We start from the raw sequence: 16,486 nt of genomic DNA, 5'->3' as shown, positions 1-16,486 counted from the left end.
AATGATACAGCAAGGTCAAGCTTTACCTGCAGCAACGTTAAGTCAGTTAACCAAAGATGGCATGGTTAACCATGCAACAGCCAAATTATTTGCCAATAAAAAAGTGGTTTTATTTGCTGTACCAGGTGCTTTTACACCGGCTTGCTCTGATGCACACTTGCCTGGTTTTATAGTGCTTGCCGATCAATTAAAAGCCAAAGGTGTCGACTTAATTGCTTGTGTGGCGGTGAACGATGCTTTTGTTATGAAGGCTTGGGCTGAGTCGCAAAATGCTTCAGAAATCACCCTGTTAAGCGATGGCGATGCTAGCTTTGCCAAGGCGTTGGGTTTAGACATGGATACCGCTGCTTTTGGTGGTATTCGTTCGCAACGTTACGCGATGATTATTGACAATGGCATAGTGACGCAACTGAACGTTGAAGCACCTAACGAACTTAAAGTCAGTACCGCAGAAGCCGTTTTAGCTAGCCTTTAGATCGGTTGGATAACAGCAGCAGTTGCTGCTGTTTTAATTAAAACAACAAAAAAATCCATTAACACTTGAGGTTAATAGTTTATTTTTGAATTTATTTCTATTTGGATATTTTAAAGCAGAAAAAGTACTTTAAAATTGGGTTTAGCAGAAAATGCTTGGCTCCCGAAGTAGGACTTGAACCTACGACCAATAGATTAACAGTCTACTGCTCTACCGACTGAGCTATTCGGGAACGTATGCATTTCTTTACTAATTTGCTATTGAGTGAGTTGGCTCCCGAAGTAGGACTTGAACCTACGACCAATAGATTAACAGTCTACTGCTCTACCGACTGAGCTATTCGGGAACGTTACCTAAAAGGCTTTACTCAACAACGGGCTGTATTCTAGTAGAAATAATTATAAGGTCAAGCCTTATTTCAAATTTTTGCTAAATACTCGCCTTTAACAACGCTTTTTTTGGTGGCTATGCCCTGATTTGAACAGGGGACCCCATCATTATGAGTGATGTGCTCTAACCAGCTGAGCTACATAGCCAACGGGTGCGAATTATATACAGATACTTTATTTTAGCAAGCCCTTTTCCTAAAAAATCCTAAAAAACTGTAAAAAAGTGAGGTTTTTAAGGTTTTTCGGCTTGTTGCACTTGCTAAGGCGTGCCATTCTTGATGCTGAGGCAATGTCTAACTTTGTTTAAAGGAGTGCAAAATGACTAATTTAGATGCATCGCTTAGGGAACAGGTACGTATTTTAGGTGAAGGGTTGGGTCGCACCATGAGTGCAGCACGCGGCGAAGAATTTTTAGCATTGGTTGAATCCATTCGTAATCTTTCTAAACAAGTGCATCAAGGCGAAGCAACGCCGCAATGCCTTAGTCAAATGCTGAATGATTTAGACGATGAAATGCTCTTGCCGGTTGCGCGGGCTTTTAATCAGTTTTTAAACCTTGCCAATGCTGCAGAACAACATTATCGAGCGCGTGAGCGCGTGGTTGAAGATTACCGTGCAGGTGAGCAGCCCGGTTTAACCTTGTTGTTGGATAAACTTAAAAACTCAGGTTTAGCACCTCAAGTTATTTATAAGTCGTTAACTGAGCAGCGGGTTGAGTTAGTTTTTACGGCGCATCCTACCGAAATTAGCCGCCGCACATTGATTCAAAAATACGATTTATTAGATGATTGCCTTACTGATTACGAAACCTGTCCTAACGATAAAGCACGTCAAGATGTCTTGCATCGCCTTGAACAGTTAATTGCCCAAGCTTGGCATACCGATGAAATTCGTGCCCAGCGCCCAACGCCAGTTGATGAAGCGCGTTGGGGTTTTGCGGTCATTGAAAACTCGTTATGGCAAGCTGTGCCTGCTTATTACCGGCAATTAGATGAGCAGCTCATCACGTTAACAGGTCAATCTTTACCGCTGGATGCTGCACCCATTCGTTTTGCATCTTGGATGGGCGGTGATCGTGATGGTAATCCACGTGTTACGGCGCGTATTACTCAAGAGGTTTTGTGGTTATCACGTTGGATGGCCGCTGATCTTTATTACCGTGACATCGACCAGCTACGTGCCGAGCTTTCTATGTACCAAGCCAGCGCTGCGCTAACCGAACGGGTTGGCCCAGTGCGTGAACCTTACCGTGTTATTTTGGGGCAGGTGCGTGACAGATTACGCGCTACGCTTGATTGGCTAAAGGCACAGTTAGACGGCAAGCCTTACGATGATGAGCGTATTTTATTTGAAGTTGCAGGGCTGCGTGAGCCGCTGGTGCTGTGTTATGAGTCTTTGTGCGAACAAGGCATGAAAGTGATTGCCGATGGTTTGTTGCTGGATATTCTGCGCCGTCTAGCCACTTTTGGTATGAATCTGCTACGCCTTGATGTGCGCCAAGAAGCACCGCGTCATGCACAGGCGATTGCTGAAGCCGCGAATTATTTAGGTTTGGGTGATTATGCTGAATGGGATGAGCAGCGCAAGGTTGATTTTTTGTTGCATGAACTCACCAACCCGCGCCCTTTATTGCCAGAACATTGGCCTTGCAGCGATGAAACCCGTGAAGTATTAGATACGTGTAAGGTGATTGCGCGTGAACGCGCCGATGCTTTGGGTGCTTACGTCATTTCAATGGCAGCGCAGCCATCGGACGTATTAGCCGTTGCTTTGTTGTTAAAAACAGCAGGCTTAGAGCGCACCATGCGTATAGCACCGTTATTTGAAACGCTGGCTGATTTAGAACGGGCACCTAAAGTGATTGATGGCTTATTATCTTTGCCTTGGTATCAGCAGTATACCAGTGGTCGCCAAGAAGTGATGATTGGCTATTCTGACTCTGCAAAAGATGCTGGGCAATTAGCGGCGAGTTGGGCGCAATATCGGGCGCAAGAAGCGGTGACTCGTGTGTGTGCAGCGCGTAAAGTTCACCTTACCTTGTTTCATGGTCGTGGTGGTACGGTGGGGCGTGGTGGCGGCCCTACGCAAGCGGCTATTTTGGCACAACCGCCAGGTTCGGTGCAGGGGCGTTTAAAAGTGACCGAGCAAGGTGAAATGATTCGCTTTAAATTTGGTTTGCCAGCCTTAGCAGAACGGGCGCTCGAAGTTTACACCTGCGCTGTATTGGAAGCCACGCTTGCGCCACCGCCAGCCCCTAAAGATGAATGGCGTTTGTTGATGGATAACATTGCCAATGATGCCGTGGAAGGTTATCGCGCTTTGGTAAAAGATCACCCCGATTTTGTGCGTTATTTTCGTCAGCTAACACCGGAACAAGAGTTGTCTAAATTACCTTTAGGCAGTCGTCCGGCTAAACGCAAAGGCGGTGGTGGCATTGAAAGCCTAAGAGCCATTCCGTGGATTTTTGCTTGGACACAAGTGCGTTTAATGCTGCCGGCTTGGTTAGGCAGCGATGTTGCTTTAGATAAAGCAATCGAGCGCGGCGAAACACAAGCATTGCGTGAGATGATTGATGGGTGGCCTTTTTTTGCTAGTAATATGAATATGCTAGAAATGGTCTTGGCTAAAGTTGATTTAGCAACGGTGGAAGATTATGAGAGTTTACTTGTAGAAGATGATTTAAAGCCATTAGGTAAAACATTGCGTGTGCGTGAAAAACAGCTAGTAGAGCGCTTGTTAATTTTGCGTGAGCAAACGCAATTGCTAGAGCGTGTACCTTTAACTCAGCAGGCGATTAGTGTGCGTAATCCTTACATTATTCCCTTACATCAGTTGCAGTCGGAGCTATTGGCAAGGGTTAGGGCGTGTGAGCAAGCGCAAATTTGCAGCACTCAACCTGAGATGCTTGAACGGGCGTTAATGGTAACTATGGCAGGCATTGCAGCAGGTTTGCGTAACACGGGTTAGTAACACAGGCTAGTGCGCTAAACGTTTGTTTTCTGCTATCCTTGGGCGCTATTATTCAGCAAGAGTAACTGTGTATGAGCGCCCAAGACGCGACAATTTTTTTAGCTGCGGCTATCGCCCTTATTATCCCCCTCGCCGGTTATGCGGCGCACCTGCACTATGAAGCTAAACGTCAAGTTGCTTTAGCCCAACAAACCCATGAACAAGAGCGTTTAAAAGCACGTGAAAATGTTTTAGAAAATCTATTTTTATTAGCAAAAGCACTTGAAGAGCAACAGGTTAGCTTAACGGAAGGTTGCTTACGGGTGCGGGTATTTTTAGATTTATTAGACGAAGGTATTTATGTGCAACGTGCCGACTTGGTGGTGTTCGATACTTTTTATCAACAAACCAAAAATCTAGCAACGCATAAAGAATATACCAACCTTTCTTCAACAGAAAAAGTTGAGCAAGATAAAACTCGCCTTGCCCTTGAAGAACAATACCGAGCTGAGCTACAAAAAGCCGCAACACAACTGCGTCTTTTTAGCGAGCAGCAAGGTAAGTTTACCGGCGAACCCCTTTTTGTTAATGCTGCTGCTGTTAACACCGCTGATGGTAAATAATAATGTTACCCATTAATACTATGCTTAAAAACTTGCGTTCCGATCGTCAAAAAGCGCGATCAGCTAAAACTGACGGTACGGCAAGTAAGAACGCATTAAGCTTTAATGACCAGCTAATGCACCAAGTTGCCTCGGGTGGTCGTGCTGCCTTTAAAGAAGAATTAAATCAGCTACAAGAATTAATTGGTCAAGCCGGTGATGAATTAGAACGTAATCCCAGTATTGGTAATTTGGAAGTTTTTAAAGTGCTGCTGTCTAATCTTGTTGGTAAGGTGGTGAAAGGTGGTTTCCAAGTAGAAAACGTAGGTCCTGGTTGGCATCCCGCTGATAGACACCAAATTGTGCGTCGCATAGATGAAGAAGCAGAAGATTTAATGAACTTAATTATGAGTGAACAAAAAGACCGTGTTGCGATTGCTAGAAGGCTTGTTAGCATTAAAGGTTTAGTCATTGATCTGGTGTCTTAAAAAGATGGTAACGAGAAGGTCATAAAAATTATGAATAAAATATCAAGTGTTTCTAACGGTTCTTCATCCGCTTGGCCTAGCATTGCTGATCTAGTTGGTAATACGCCATTAGTGCGTTTGCAGCGTTTAAATGCCGGTAAGAATAATACTTTGTTGGTAAAGCTTGAAGGTAATAATCCGGCGGGTTCTGTTAAAGACCGTCCGGCTTTTTCAATGCTGCAGCAGGCACAGTTGCGTGGCGAAATTAAGCAAGGTGATACGTTGATTGAAGCAACGTCGGGCAATACTGGCATTGCTCTTGCTATGGCTGCTGCGGTGATGGGTTATAAAATGATTTTGATTATGCCAGCAACGGCATCGGATGAACGTAAATGGGCAATGCAGGCTTATGGTGCTGAGTTAATTTTAGTGAGTAAAGAAAAAGGTATGGAAGGCGCACGCGACCTAGCGTTAGCTATGCAGCAGCAGGGTAAAGGTAAGGTATTAAACCAATTTGGTAACTTGGATAATCCTTTGGCTCATTACCAGACCACTGGCCCAGAGATTTGGCAGCAAACAGCGGGCCAAGTAACGCATTTTATTAGTTCGATGGGCACGACTGGCACAATTATGGGCACAGGACGCTACTTAAAAGCACAAAATCCTCAAGTGCAAATTGTTGGTTTACAGCCTGCTGAAAATGCCAATATTCCCGGTATTCGCCGTTGGCCAATTGAATACCTGCCCAGCATTTATGATGCCAAAGGTGTAGACAAGGTGTTGGATATTGGCCAGCAAGAAGCTGAAGTGACCATGCGGCGTTTAGCACTTGAAGAAGGCATTTTTGCGGGCGTTTCTTCCGGTGGTGCGGTGGCTGGTGCGCTGAAGCTGGCGGCTGAATTAGAAAATGCCATACTGGTTGCGATTATTTGTGACCGTGGGGATCGTTACCTTTCTACTGGCGTGTTTGCTAACAACGCCTTGGCTAGCGCTGATTAGCAATAACAGGCAGCATTGATAGCGGAAAAACACTAGGGCGATAAAGCTATGGTAAAGGTAAGAGACGACCAACCACTGAATTCAGATGGCAGTGTTAATTTAGATCGCTGGCTGGATCACTTACAACTGGATGTTACGTTAGCTAATCCGGCACGAATAAGGGCTGCTGCTGATTTGGCTGCAACACTAGAAAAACGTGCAGAAACAGAAAAAAGGCAGTGGTATGAAGGCGCAAGCAACCTTAGAACCGGCTTAGAAATGGCTGATATTCTGGGTGAATTACGCATGGATGATGACACCTTAGTTGCTGCTATTTTGTACCGTGGGGTGCGTGAAGAGCTGGTGAGCTTAACGGCAATAGAAAAACAGTTTGGCAGTACCGTCGCGGGGCTGGTGAATGGTGTGCATCAAATGGCCAGTATTAGCCAAACTAAAACCAGCGATGCGCCTGCTTTTGGTCAACAGCAAAACCCTTTAGAAAAACTGCGTAAAATGTTGGTTGCTATGGTTGATGATGTGCGAGTTGCACTCATTAAATTAGCCGAGCGTACTTGCGCTTTACGGCAAATTAAAACAGCGACCAATGAAAAACGCTTAAAAGTAGCGCGTGAAGTGTTTGATATTTACGCCCCTTTAGCCCACCGTTTGGGTATTGGGCACATTAAGTGGGAATTAGAAGACCTATCATTTCGTTATTTAGAAGAAGACAGCTATAAGTACATTGCTAGGTTGCTGGCTGAAAAGCGCATGGACCGTGCTGAATACATTCAAAAAACGTTACAAGAATTAAGCGTTGCGATTAAAGATCAAGGCATTGAAGGTGCTGATTTACAAGGCCGTGCCAAACATATTTATTCGATTTGGCGCAAGATGAAAAATAAGAAAATCGACTTTTCGCAAGTGTACGATATTCGTGCTGTTAGGGTGTTAGTGCCAGAAGTGCGGGATTGTTATGCGGTGTTGGGCATAGTGCATTCTATGTATAAACACATTCCTAATGAGTTTGATGATTACATTGCTACGCCTAAAGATAACGGTTATCGCTCATTACACACGGCGGTTATTACGGATGGCGGCAAAGTCTTAGAGGTCCAAATTCGCACCTTTGCTATGCATGAAGAAGCTGAGTTAGGGGTGTGCGCGCATTGGCTTTATAAAGGCACAGATGCTGCTAATAAAAGTAATGCTTACGAAGAAAAAATTGCTTGGCTGCGACAGGTATTGGATTGGCAAGAAGAAATTGGTGATTTAACTGGCCTGCGTGATGAGTTGCAAGGTGATATTGCTCAAGACCGTATTTATGTTTTTACCCCTGACGGTCATGTTATTGACTTGCCGCAAGGTGCAACGCCCATCGATTTTGCTTACCGTGTTCATACTGAAATAGGCCATCGTTGCCGAGGCGCTAAAGTGGGTGGGCGCATTGTACCGCTGAACTACACCCTTAAAACCGGCGAGCAGATCGAAATTCTAACGGCAGCAGGCGAAGGTTCGCCCAGCCGCGATTGGTTAAACCCTGCTTTGGGTTATGTGCAAAGTACCCGTTGCAGAGCTAAAATTCAGAACTGGTTTAAGCTACAAGACCGCGATAAAAATGTTGAAGGTGGTCGCCAATTAATTGAAAAAGAGTTTAAGCGTTTAAGCCTTGAAGGTTTAGATATGGCGGCGTTAGCTAAAGCACACAATCTACAGAACGAAGAGGATTTGTATGCAGCTTTAGGTGCAGGCGATTTACGTTCAGGTCAAGTTTTATCAATGGCGCAGCAGTTGTTTGGTGAAACGGAAGACATTGACCAACTCGACCGACTACTAACACGTCCTTCCAGTCGCAAAGCATCCAGCAAAGATGATATTACCATTTTGGGTGTTGGCAATTTAATGACCCAAATGGCTAAGTGCTGCCAGCCTTTGCCTGACGATGATATTATTGGTTACATCACGCTAGGTAGAGGCGTCACAATTCACCGTCAAGATTGCGCTAACATTACCCAGTTGCGTGCTGAAGATCCCCGCCGTTTAGTGAATGTAGAATGGGGCAGTAATAAACTACAAATGCATCCGGTGGATATTCGTATTAAAGCTTGGGATCGTACCGGCTTGCTGAGGGATATTATCGTGGTTTTAGCCAATGAAAAGGCGAATGTTTTATCGGTAAATACCTTGACGAATAAAAAAGAAAACCTTGCCAATATTTTAGTGACTTTAGAGGTGTTGGGATTAGAAGCGCTAGGGCAAGTGTTGAATAAAATTAATCAGCTACCCAATGTGGTAGATGTACAGCGCTTTCGTCAAAAACCTAATGGCTAAAGCCTGAAATAAGCATTAATTAAAAGAGATGAATTGTGCAAAGACCTTATGCATTAGACGATTTGCTGAATTTAATGGCTCGATTGCGTGACCCAGAAACGGGTTGTCCTTGGGATTTAAAACAAACGCGCCAATCTTTAGTACCTCACACATTAGAAGAAGTGTATGAAGTGGTGGAATGCATTGAAGCCAATGACGTTGAGCACCTAAAAGAAGAGCTGGGTGATTTGCTGCTGCAAGTGATTTTTTATGCCCAGCTTGCTAACGAAGAGCAGCGCTACAATTTTGCCGACATTGTGGATGTATTGACTAATAAGCTGGTGACGCGCCATCCACATATCTTCCCTGATGGTGAGTTATACGGTTCAGGCGTTGCTACGGGTATTGTGAGTGAACAGCCACAAACGCCTGAAGAAGTCAGCCAATTATGGCAAAAGGTGAAAGCGGCTGAGCGTGAATTAAAAGGCGAGTTGCCAGCCGAATCCTTGTTAGATGGTGTGCCACTTAATTTACCGGCGATGACACGCGCGGTGAAACTACAAAAGAAAGCCGCTAAGGTTGGTTTTGATTGGGACGACCCTTTATTAGTGTTGGACAAAATGGAAGAAGAGCTGGCTGAAATTCGAGAAGCTTTAGCCGCTGGCAATCAAGATGAAGTAGCCGCCGAAATGGGGGATTTTATATTTGCCTCCGTTAATTTAGCGCGGCATTTAAAAGTAGACCCAGAAAGTGCTGTACGCAGCACTAACCGTAAGTTTGAACAGCGTTTTAAAATGATTGAAACCTTGTGTTTAGACACAGGTAAACCGTTAACGGTTGCTAACCAAGCCGATGCTAAACAGCGCTTTTCGTTAGAACAGCTAGATGTTTATTGGGAAGCTGCCAAGTTAAAAGAAAGCCAGTTAAAAGAAAGTAACTGCCAACCAAAAAACAATTAAGCGATAAGAAAAAATAAGCTCATGGGTGAAAATAAAAAGCAAGGGATGCGTTTTTCTTTAAAAAACTGGATTATTTTTGGTTGTTTTTTGCCCTTGTGGTTATTAACGCTAGCAACGGGTGGCTGGTTGTTAAATACCCATTTTAAAGCCTTGGATGAGCAGCTATTAGAACGTGGTCAGCTAATGCTAAAAAACCTTAGTTCTAGGCTGGCATTAAGTCTTAACAAGCTAGAATCTTTGAACGATGTTAAGTTTTTAGCTGAGCAGTTGCTGGAGAATCAAGATGTACGTGCTTTTTCGCTGTACGATTCAAGCCAAATCAGTCTTTTACACGCTGGGCCAAGTATGCGCCCTTTGCAGTTTTATCCTAATTTACGTTGGCAATTACAAGCACAAGTCGCTAAAGAAGAAGAAACGCTGCGCTTTGTGCAACCTATTTTTGAATTATTAAGTCACGAAAGAGACCTTAGCCGTCAACGGTTGCTGGGTAGTCAGCAACTACTGGGTTGGGCAGAATTAGAGCTTAGCCTTACGCCTTTGTTGTTATATAAATACCGTTTAGCCTTATTAAGTGGTGGTTTAATCACAGGGTTGTTTTTGCTGAGTTTATTATTAACGCATTACCTTGTTAGTTATTTACAAATGCATTTAGAGCAGGCACGTACTTTATTATTGGCTGTTGCTGAAGGTAAATATACCCATGCTACTTTATCGTCTTATTCATCCACTTATCGCTACTCAAGTGTGTTAGAGCTAGAAAGACTTCAAGAAAGTTTGGTTGCAATGACTAAGCAGTTGGCAGAAAGGGATGAAAGTTATCAACAATCCATTGACGAAGTGCATGAGGATTCGCTGCGTAGCTTAGAAACGATTGAGATTAAAAATATTGAGCTAGACCAAGCGCGAAAAGATGCTTTGCAGGCTAGCCGAATTAAGTCTGAGTTTTTAGCGAATATGAGCCATGAAATTCGCACGCCATTGAATGGCATTGTTGGCTTTTCTAATCTTTTGTCACGTACCTCAATGGATCAGCGCCAAAAAGAATACATTAATCATATTCTAAGCACCTCAGAAACCATGCTAGGCATTATTAACGACATTTTAGATTTTTCTAAAATTGAAGCAGGCATGATGGTTTTAGAAGAAATGCCCTTGGATTTACGCCAACATTTGGATGATTGCTTATCTATGTTTGCGCCCATTAGTCATCGGCAAAATATTAGTTTATTGGGCATAGTATATGACGATGTGCCTTTAAAGGTCAGCATTGATCCGTTAAGGTTAAAGCAATTAATCACTAATTTATTAAGTAATGCGCTTAAATGCACCCTAAAAGGGGATGTGGTGTTGCGTATTATGTTAGATGATCGTGATGATTTAACTGATTCTGCTGCGCTAATTGCACCCCAGTCAGGGCAAGTGAGTTACATTAAATTTGCGGTTACTGATACTGGCGTAGGGTTAAGCGAAAATCAGCGTCAAAAACTGTTTCGTGCTTTTACGCAAGCCGACACCACACAAACACGCCAATTTGGTGGTACGGGCTTAGGCTTGGCTATTTGTAAGCAGTTAGTACAGCAAATGGGTGGGTTAATCGATTTAGAAAGCGTAGAAGGTGAAGGGTCTACTTTTTGGTTTAGTCTGCCTTTAATGGTTTTAAATGCCGCGCCTGAAGCTACGCCTTGGTTGGTGGGACAAACGTTTGGGGTGCTAGAAAGCCACCGCTTAACGAACCAAGCTTGGTCGCATCAATTACGACGTTGGGGCGCACAGGTTGAATCTTGGGATTCGCCAGAAAAAATGCCTGATAAACTGTGTTTAAAAGATGTTACAGCCGTGTTGGTGGGTATGGATGCGTGGCAAGTTAAGGAAAAGTCTTGGCTGGATTGTTTAAGCCAGTTGCGCGTTGCTAAGTTACCTAATATGTTGCTGGTGAATACTTCTGAACCTGACACGCATACATTTTTACGTCGTCAAAGTGCAGGGCAATTATTAACCAAGCCTTTAGCCATGCCACGTTTAAAGCAAGCCCTGCAAGGTTTATTAGACCCCAGCACTGTTAGGCAAACCAGTAAGACCTTATTACCTAAAACTAAGCCTGCTGTTATTTTAGCGGTCGATGATACGCCTTCTAACCTTTTGCTGCTGGTGACTTTATTGGAGCAAATGGGGTTTGAGACTTTGCAAGCCATAAATGGTGAACAAGCAGTGCATTGTGTTGCTGAGCATCCAATTGATTTGATTATGATGGACATTCAAATGCCGGTTATTTCAGGCATTGAAGCCACGAAAAAAATTCGTGCGCTGGGTCATCAATACCGTACCTTACCCATTATTGCTTGCACTGCTCATGCAGCTGTTGAAGAGCGTTCAAGCTGGTTACAAGCGGGCATTAACGATATTTTAATAAAACCAATTAATGAAAAGCTACTAACGGATTTACTACACCGCTGGTTAGGTGAGCGCTTTACCCTTGAATTGACCAGCGCACCTTTATTGAACGTTAACCACAGTGAAGAGTCTTGGCAAAGTTGCCCTGTCGACCATGAAATGGGGGTTAAGTTAGCGATAGGTAAAGCGGCGGTGGCGGATGAATTATTAAGTTTACTTTTAGACAGTTTAAACGAAAGCCGTGATGCGATAGAGCTGGCGCTAAAAAACCAAAACGATCCAGCTTTGCTGGATGCGGTGCATCGTTTGCATGGTGCGAGCCGTTATTGTGGTGTACCTGATTTAGCCCAAACCACTGAAGCGCTAGAAACCCAATTAAAGTCGGGTCAACAGCAGCGGGTGGCCAGTAGTTTAGAGCAGCTTTTTTATGAAATAGATCGGCTGCAAGATTGGTATGACCGAGACTATACGCCTGATTGGCACCAGCAAAGAGCCTTTAGTTAAACGCTTAAAAGATTATTAACAACAAAACTTATTAACAGCAGCTTAGCTTGTATCACCGCTAAAGTTGGGTTGTAAACAGCGAATCAGCCGCGCTACTTTGTGCAGTGTTTCTTGATATTCTTCTTTGCCATTTGAATCAGCGACTAAGCCACCTCCGGCTGAAATGTGCAGCTGATTTTTATGTGCAATAAAAGTGCGTATGGCAATGTTAAAGTCCATGCCGCCCCGTCTATCTAAATAGCCGATTGATCCACAATAAACACTGCGCTGGTGCGGCTCTAGTTCATCAATAATTTGCATTGCTCGAAGCTTAGGTGCGCCGGTAATAGAGCCACCAGGAAAGCTAGCGGTTAATAAATCTAAATTATCTTTGCCTGCTGCTAGCTGTCCAATAATTCGGCTGACTAAATGGTGAACATTGGTAAAACTTTCTAGGGTGAATAAATCAGGTACTTGAATGCTACCTGTTTGGCAGACGCGCCCTAAATCGTTTCTTAATAAATCCACAATCATTAAATTTTCAGCGCGGTCTTTGTTGCTGTTTAACAATGCATTGGCAAGCTGCTGGTCTTCTTGTGGATTTTTTCCCCGCGGGCGCGTGCCTTTAATGGGCTTGGTTTCAACCAGACCAGCTGCAGTGGCTTGTAAAAAACGTTCAGGTGATAAAGATAAAATAGTGGCTTCATCAAAATCTATAAAAGCAGCAAAAGGCGCAGCAATTTGTTCACGTAACCATTGCCAAGCTTGGTAAAGATCACCTTGATAATGGGCAGAAAAACGCTGGGCTAAATTCACTTGATAAACATCACCGCTACTTAGCAAGGCTTGTACTTGGTTAAAACGCTGCTGGTAATCGTTATAGCTTAAATTGCTAATAAAGGGTTGGGTAAGCTTAAAATTTGCTGGTGTGTTTGCATTAACTTGTTTGTAAGCTTGGCTAAGGCGTTCTATTAATTCAGTCGCCAATTGTTCTGTAAATTCACCAACCAGCCAAGTTTGTTCTAGCTGATGATCGGTGACTAGCGCCCAGTCGTAATAGCCCATGCAAATTAACGGCAAGTCTAAGTCTTGTTTAGCCTGCTGCGGCAGTGTTTCAAAGAGCTTGCCTGCATCGTAACTCCAATAACCTAACCAGCCGCCTATAAAGGGTAGATGATTTAATGCGTCGTCTAAGACTAGGGTTTTATTCATTTGCCTAAGTGCGAATAACTCGGTTTTTGATTGTTGATTATAAATTTTTAGCTTTTTACTGGGTGCTGCTGCTGCGATAGAAAAGCGACCCGTTATTTTTGTAGCAGTCAGGCCATTTAAAGCGCTGTCACTGTCCAATAATATAGGCCAATTCCAGTGTTTAATGGCTAAAAGCAGTCGTGTTCCGTTCGAGAAAGGCAGTTGGCGAGCCTGTAATAAACTCAAGTTGTTGACACCTTGTAAAAATTATAAAATAAGTCGATTGGCTTTTTTTTAAAAAAAACTTTAAATTCAGTTAGTTGTATTTTTCTTAGTGTTTTAGACTAAGGTTTTAATTGACCCGTTAGTAACAGTTGTCTACAGTATTGTTTAATTTACACATTGTTGACAATCTTATTTATGAGCCTAAATCCGCAACCGCTAATCATAAACGATTCTGCCGAAAATGAGCAGCGCTGGACTGTTGAGTCAATGGATGGGCAAACACTGGCTGATCGTGTCTTTGAAGACATTCAAGAAGCCATTGTTACTGGCAATATTGCACCGGGTACTAAAATTACTGAGCCAGGCTTGGCTAAACAATACGGTATTTCGCGTGGCCCTTTAAGAGAAGCCATGCGCCGTTTAGAAGGCCGTCACTTAGTTACACGCATTCCTCATGTGGGTGCGCGAGTGGTTTCTTTAACCATTGCCGAACTGTTAGAGCTTTATGAGGTGCGTGAAGCAATGGAAGGTATGGCCTGCCGTTTAGCTGCAAGGCGTATGCCCCAAAATGAAATAGACAGTTTAAAAGCCTTGCTTAAAAAACATGAAGAGCAGGCCGAGTTACAAGAAAATATTGCTTATTACCAAAAAGAAGGCGATTTAGATTTTCATTACCGTCTTGTGTTAGGGAGCGGTAATAAGAAATTAATGGAATTGCTGTGTGGTGAGCTGTATTACTTGGTGCGTATGTATCGCTACCGTTTTAGCGCCACCAGCGGTCGCCCACAACGTGCTTTTACTGAACATCATCGCATTGTTGATGCCATCGAGCAGCGTGATGAAGAACTTGCCGAGATGTTGATGCGTCGGCACATTAGGGCTTCAAGAAATAATGTTGAGCAACGCTTTCAAGAAGCCGAAGCTAAAAAAACTATTACTTTAACCCCCCAAGATTGATAACCGAGGAAAACCCAAATGACTAAAAAACTAACTGCAGGCGGTCGTTTTCGCCAAGCACTAGCCGCTAACAATCCTTTGCAAATTGTTGGTGCAGTCAATGCTTACCACGCCATGATGGCTGAGCGTGTCGGTCACCAGGCTGTTTACTTGTCCGGTGGTGGTGTTGCTAATGCTTCTTATGGTCTACCTGACTTAGGCATGACCAGCATGAATGACGTGTTAGAAGATGTGCGCCGTATTACCAGTGCTGTTGAAATTCCTTTGCTAGTGGATATCGACACAGGTTGGGGTGGTGCATTCAACATTGGTCGTGCGGTTAAGGAAATGATTAAAGCCGGTGCTGGCGCGGTTCACTTAGAAGACCAAGTTGCCCAGAAGCGTTGTGGCCACCGTCCTAACAAAGAAATTGTTTCACTTCAAGAAATGGCTGACCGTGTTAAAGCAGCCGTTGATGCGCGTACTGACGAAGACTTTTTCATTATGGCGCGTACCGATGCTTTCCAAATGGAAGGTTTGAACTCAGCTGTTGAGCGTGCTCAAGCCTGTTTAGAAGCCGGTGCTGACGGTATTTTTGCTGAAGCAGTACACACACTAGACGATTACAAAGCCTTCTCTGATGGTATTGGTGGCAAGCATTTGCTCGCTAACATTACTGAATTCGGTGCAACACCTTTATTCAACACTAAAGAACTAGCAGCCAATGGCGCAACCATGGTTCTTTATCCTTTATCTGCTTTCCGTGCCGCTAACAAGGCTGCATTGAATGTTTACCAGCACCTTTTAGATGATGGCGACCAGAAAGCAGTGGTTGATACCATGCAGACACGTATGGAATTATACGACTTCCTTAACTACCATGATTTTGAGCAGAAGCTAGATCAGCTATTTGCTGAAGGTAAAAACAAGTAAGCACTTTTTTTGATTGAGGAGAAAAAGAATATGGCTGAAGCTAAAAAATTAACCGGTGCTGGTCTGCGTGGTCAGTCTGCCGGTGTAACAGAACTTTGTACTGTAGGCCAGTCTGGTTCAGGCTTAACCTACCGTGGTTATGACGTTAAAGATTTATCTGAAAATGCCACTTTTGAAGAGGTTGCTTACCTACTATTAAAAGGTAAATTACCTAACCAAGCCGAGCTAGATGCTTACATTGCTAAGCTAAAAACTTTGCGTGGTTTACCAGCAGCACTTAAAACAGTGTTAGAGCAAATTCCTAAAGACGCTCATCCTATGGATGTTATGCGTACGGGTTGTTCTATGTTGGGTAACCTTGAAACAGAAGCTTCTTTTGCTGATCAGCAAGATGCAACCGACCGTTTGTTAGCGGCTTTCCCTTCGATTATTTGCTATTGGTACCGTTTTACTCACGATGGTGTGCGTATTGAAACTGAAACCGATGATGATTCTATTGGCGCTCATTTCTTGCACCTGCTACGTGGTGAAAAGCCCAGTGAATTACACAGCAAGGTTATGAACGTTTCGTTAATTCTTTATGCTGAGCATGAGTTTAACGCTTCTACCTTTACTGCGCGTGTGTGTGCTTCTACGCTTTCTGATTTACACAGCTGCATTACCGGCGCTATCGGTTCTTTACGTGGTCCTTTGCATGGTGGCGCTAATGAAGCGGCTATGGACATGATCGAGAACTGGAAATCAGCAGACGAAGCTGAAAGCGAAATCATGGGTATGCTAGAACGTAAAGATAAAATTATGGGCTTTGGTCACGCCATCTACAGCACCTCTGACCCACGTAACGCGATTATTAAAGAATGGTCTGACAAGCTAGCTAACGACATTGGCGACACGGTTCTTTACGCTGTTTCTGAACGTGTTGAAGCAGTTATGTGGCGCGAGAAGAAATTATTCTGTAATGCTGATTTCTTCCATGCCAGTGCGTATCACTTTATGGGTATTCCCACTAAGTTATTTACGCCGATTTTTGTTTGTTCGCGCCTAACGGGTTGGGCTGCTCACGTATTTGAGCAACGTGCAAATAACCGTATTATTCGCCCTAGTGCGGATTATAACGGTCCAGAACCACGTGCAGTAACACCCATCAGCGAGCGTGACTAATTAGTCTTGCTTTTATTAAGTCAGCCCTTTGTGGCTGACT

At 43.7% G+C, this 16,486-nt stretch carries 12 protein-coding genes and 3 tRNA genes; 11 read left to right on the top strand and 4 right to left on the bottom strand.

Going from position 1 to position 16,486, the window contains the following annotated elements; genetic code table 11:
* Position 1 precedes the first annotated feature (1 nt).
* Complete coding sequence (locus VJY63_RS06255; protein WP_324049105.1) at positions 2-475, top strand: peroxiredoxin; 474 nt, start codon at positions 2-4, stop codon at positions 473-475.
* Positions 476-631: 156 nt separating this feature from the next.
* Here VJY63_RS06255 and VJY63_RS06250 read toward each other — a convergent pair.
* The 3 genes from VJY63_RS06250 to VJY63_RS06240 form a co-directional block, all read right to left on the bottom strand.
* Positions 632-707 (bottom strand) — tRNA-Asn (locus VJY63_RS06250).
* A 38-nt stretch (positions 708-745) separates the two neighbouring features.
* Positions 746-821 (bottom strand) — tRNA-Asn (locus VJY63_RS06245).
* A 113-nt stretch (positions 822-934) separates the two neighbouring features.
* Positions 935-1,011, bottom strand: a tRNA-Met gene (locus VJY63_RS06240).
* Positions 1,012-1,182: 171 nt separating this feature from the next.
* On the opposite strand from VJY63_RS06240, the gene ppc reads away from it, so the two are divergent.
* The 7 genes from ppc to VJY63_RS06205 all read left to right on the top strand — a co-directional run bounded on the left by ppc (position 1,183) and on the right by VJY63_RS06205 (position 12,021).
* A complete protein-coding gene (ppc, locus tag VJY63_RS06235) occupies positions 1,183-3,831 on the top strand; it encodes a phosphoenolpyruvate carboxylase (protein ID WP_324049104.1) in 2,649 nt (882 codons plus the stop codon).
* A gap of 74 nt (positions 3,832-3,905) precedes the next feature.
* Entirely contained in the window at positions 3,906-4,436 is a 531-nt protein-coding gene (locus VJY63_RS06230; protein WP_324049102.1) for a DUF2489 domain-containing protein, read from the top strand.
* Positions 4,437-4,438: 2 nt separating this feature from the next.
* On the top strand, positions 4,439-4,903 hold the full coding sequence (locus VJY63_RS06225) for a YaaR family protein (protein WP_324049100.1): 465 nt from the start codon (positions 4,439-4,441) through the stop codon (positions 4,901-4,903).
* Positions 4,904-4,933: 30 nt separating this feature from the next.
* Entirely contained in the window at positions 4,934-5,881 is a 948-nt protein-coding gene (gene cysM, locus VJY63_RS06220) for a cysteine synthase CysM (protein ID WP_324049098.1), read from the top strand.
* A 48-nt stretch (positions 5,882-5,929) separates the two neighbouring features.
* Complete coding sequence (relA, locus tag VJY63_RS06215; protein WP_324049096.1) at positions 5,930-8,188, top strand: GTP diphosphokinase; 2,259 nt, start codon at positions 5,930-5,932, stop codon at positions 8,186-8,188.
* Positions 8,189-8,223: 35 nt separating this feature from the next.
* Entirely contained in the window at positions 8,224-9,126 is a 903-nt protein-coding gene (gene mazG / locus VJY63_RS06210) for a nucleoside triphosphate pyrophosphohydrolase (protein WP_324049094.1), read from the top strand.
* 21 nt (positions 9,127-9,147) lie between these two features.
* Positions 9,148-12,021: a response regulator gene (locus VJY63_RS06205; protein ID WP_324049092.1), complete on the top strand. Its 2,874-nt coding sequence runs from the start codon at positions 9,148-9,150 to the stop codon at positions 12,019-12,021.
* A 42-nt stretch (positions 12,022-12,063) separates the two neighbouring features.
* On the opposite strand, the gene pabB is transcribed toward VJY63_RS06205, so the two are convergent.
* Positions 12,064-13,437, bottom strand: a complete 1,374-nt coding sequence (gene pabB, locus VJY63_RS06200) for an aminodeoxychorismate synthase component I (protein ID WP_324049090.1) — start codon at positions 13,435-13,437, stop codon at positions 12,064-12,066.
* A gap of 246 nt (positions 13,438-13,683) precedes the next feature.
* Between pabB and VJY63_RS06195 the strand changes: the two genes are divergently transcribed.
* From VJY63_RS06195 to prpC, 3 genes are read left to right on the top strand one after another with little or no spacing between them, the layout of a single operon-like run.
* Positions 13,684-14,373, top strand: coding sequence for a GntR family transcriptional regulator (locus tag VJY63_RS06195; protein ID WP_324049310.1), 690 nt, complete (start codon positions 13,684-13,686; stop codon positions 14,371-14,373).
* Between the two features lie 18 nt (positions 14,374-14,391).
* On the top strand, positions 14,392-15,285 hold the full coding sequence (gene prpB, locus VJY63_RS06190; protein ID WP_324049088.1) for a methylisocitrate lyase: 894 nt from the start codon (positions 14,392-14,394) through the stop codon (positions 15,283-15,285).
* Positions 15,286-15,315: 30 nt separating this feature from the next.
* Positions 15,316-16,446 carry a bifunctional 2-methylcitrate synthase/citrate synthase gene (gene prpC / locus VJY63_RS06185; RefSeq protein ID WP_324049086.1) on the top strand — a complete coding sequence of 377 codons (1,131 nt, stop codon included), beginning with the start codon at positions 15,316-15,318 and terminating at the stop codon, positions 16,444-16,446.
* Positions 16,447-16,486 lie beyond the last annotated feature (40 nt).

Source organism: Marinospirillum sp., assembly GCF_035271045.1.
In the GTDB taxonomy this organism is placed as follows: Bacteria; Pseudomonadota; Gammaproteobacteria; order Pseudomonadales; family Halomonadaceae; genus Marinospirillum.
Note: the sequence above shows the minus strand (reverse complement) of the source record. Positions and strands in the feature narration are given on the sequence as shown.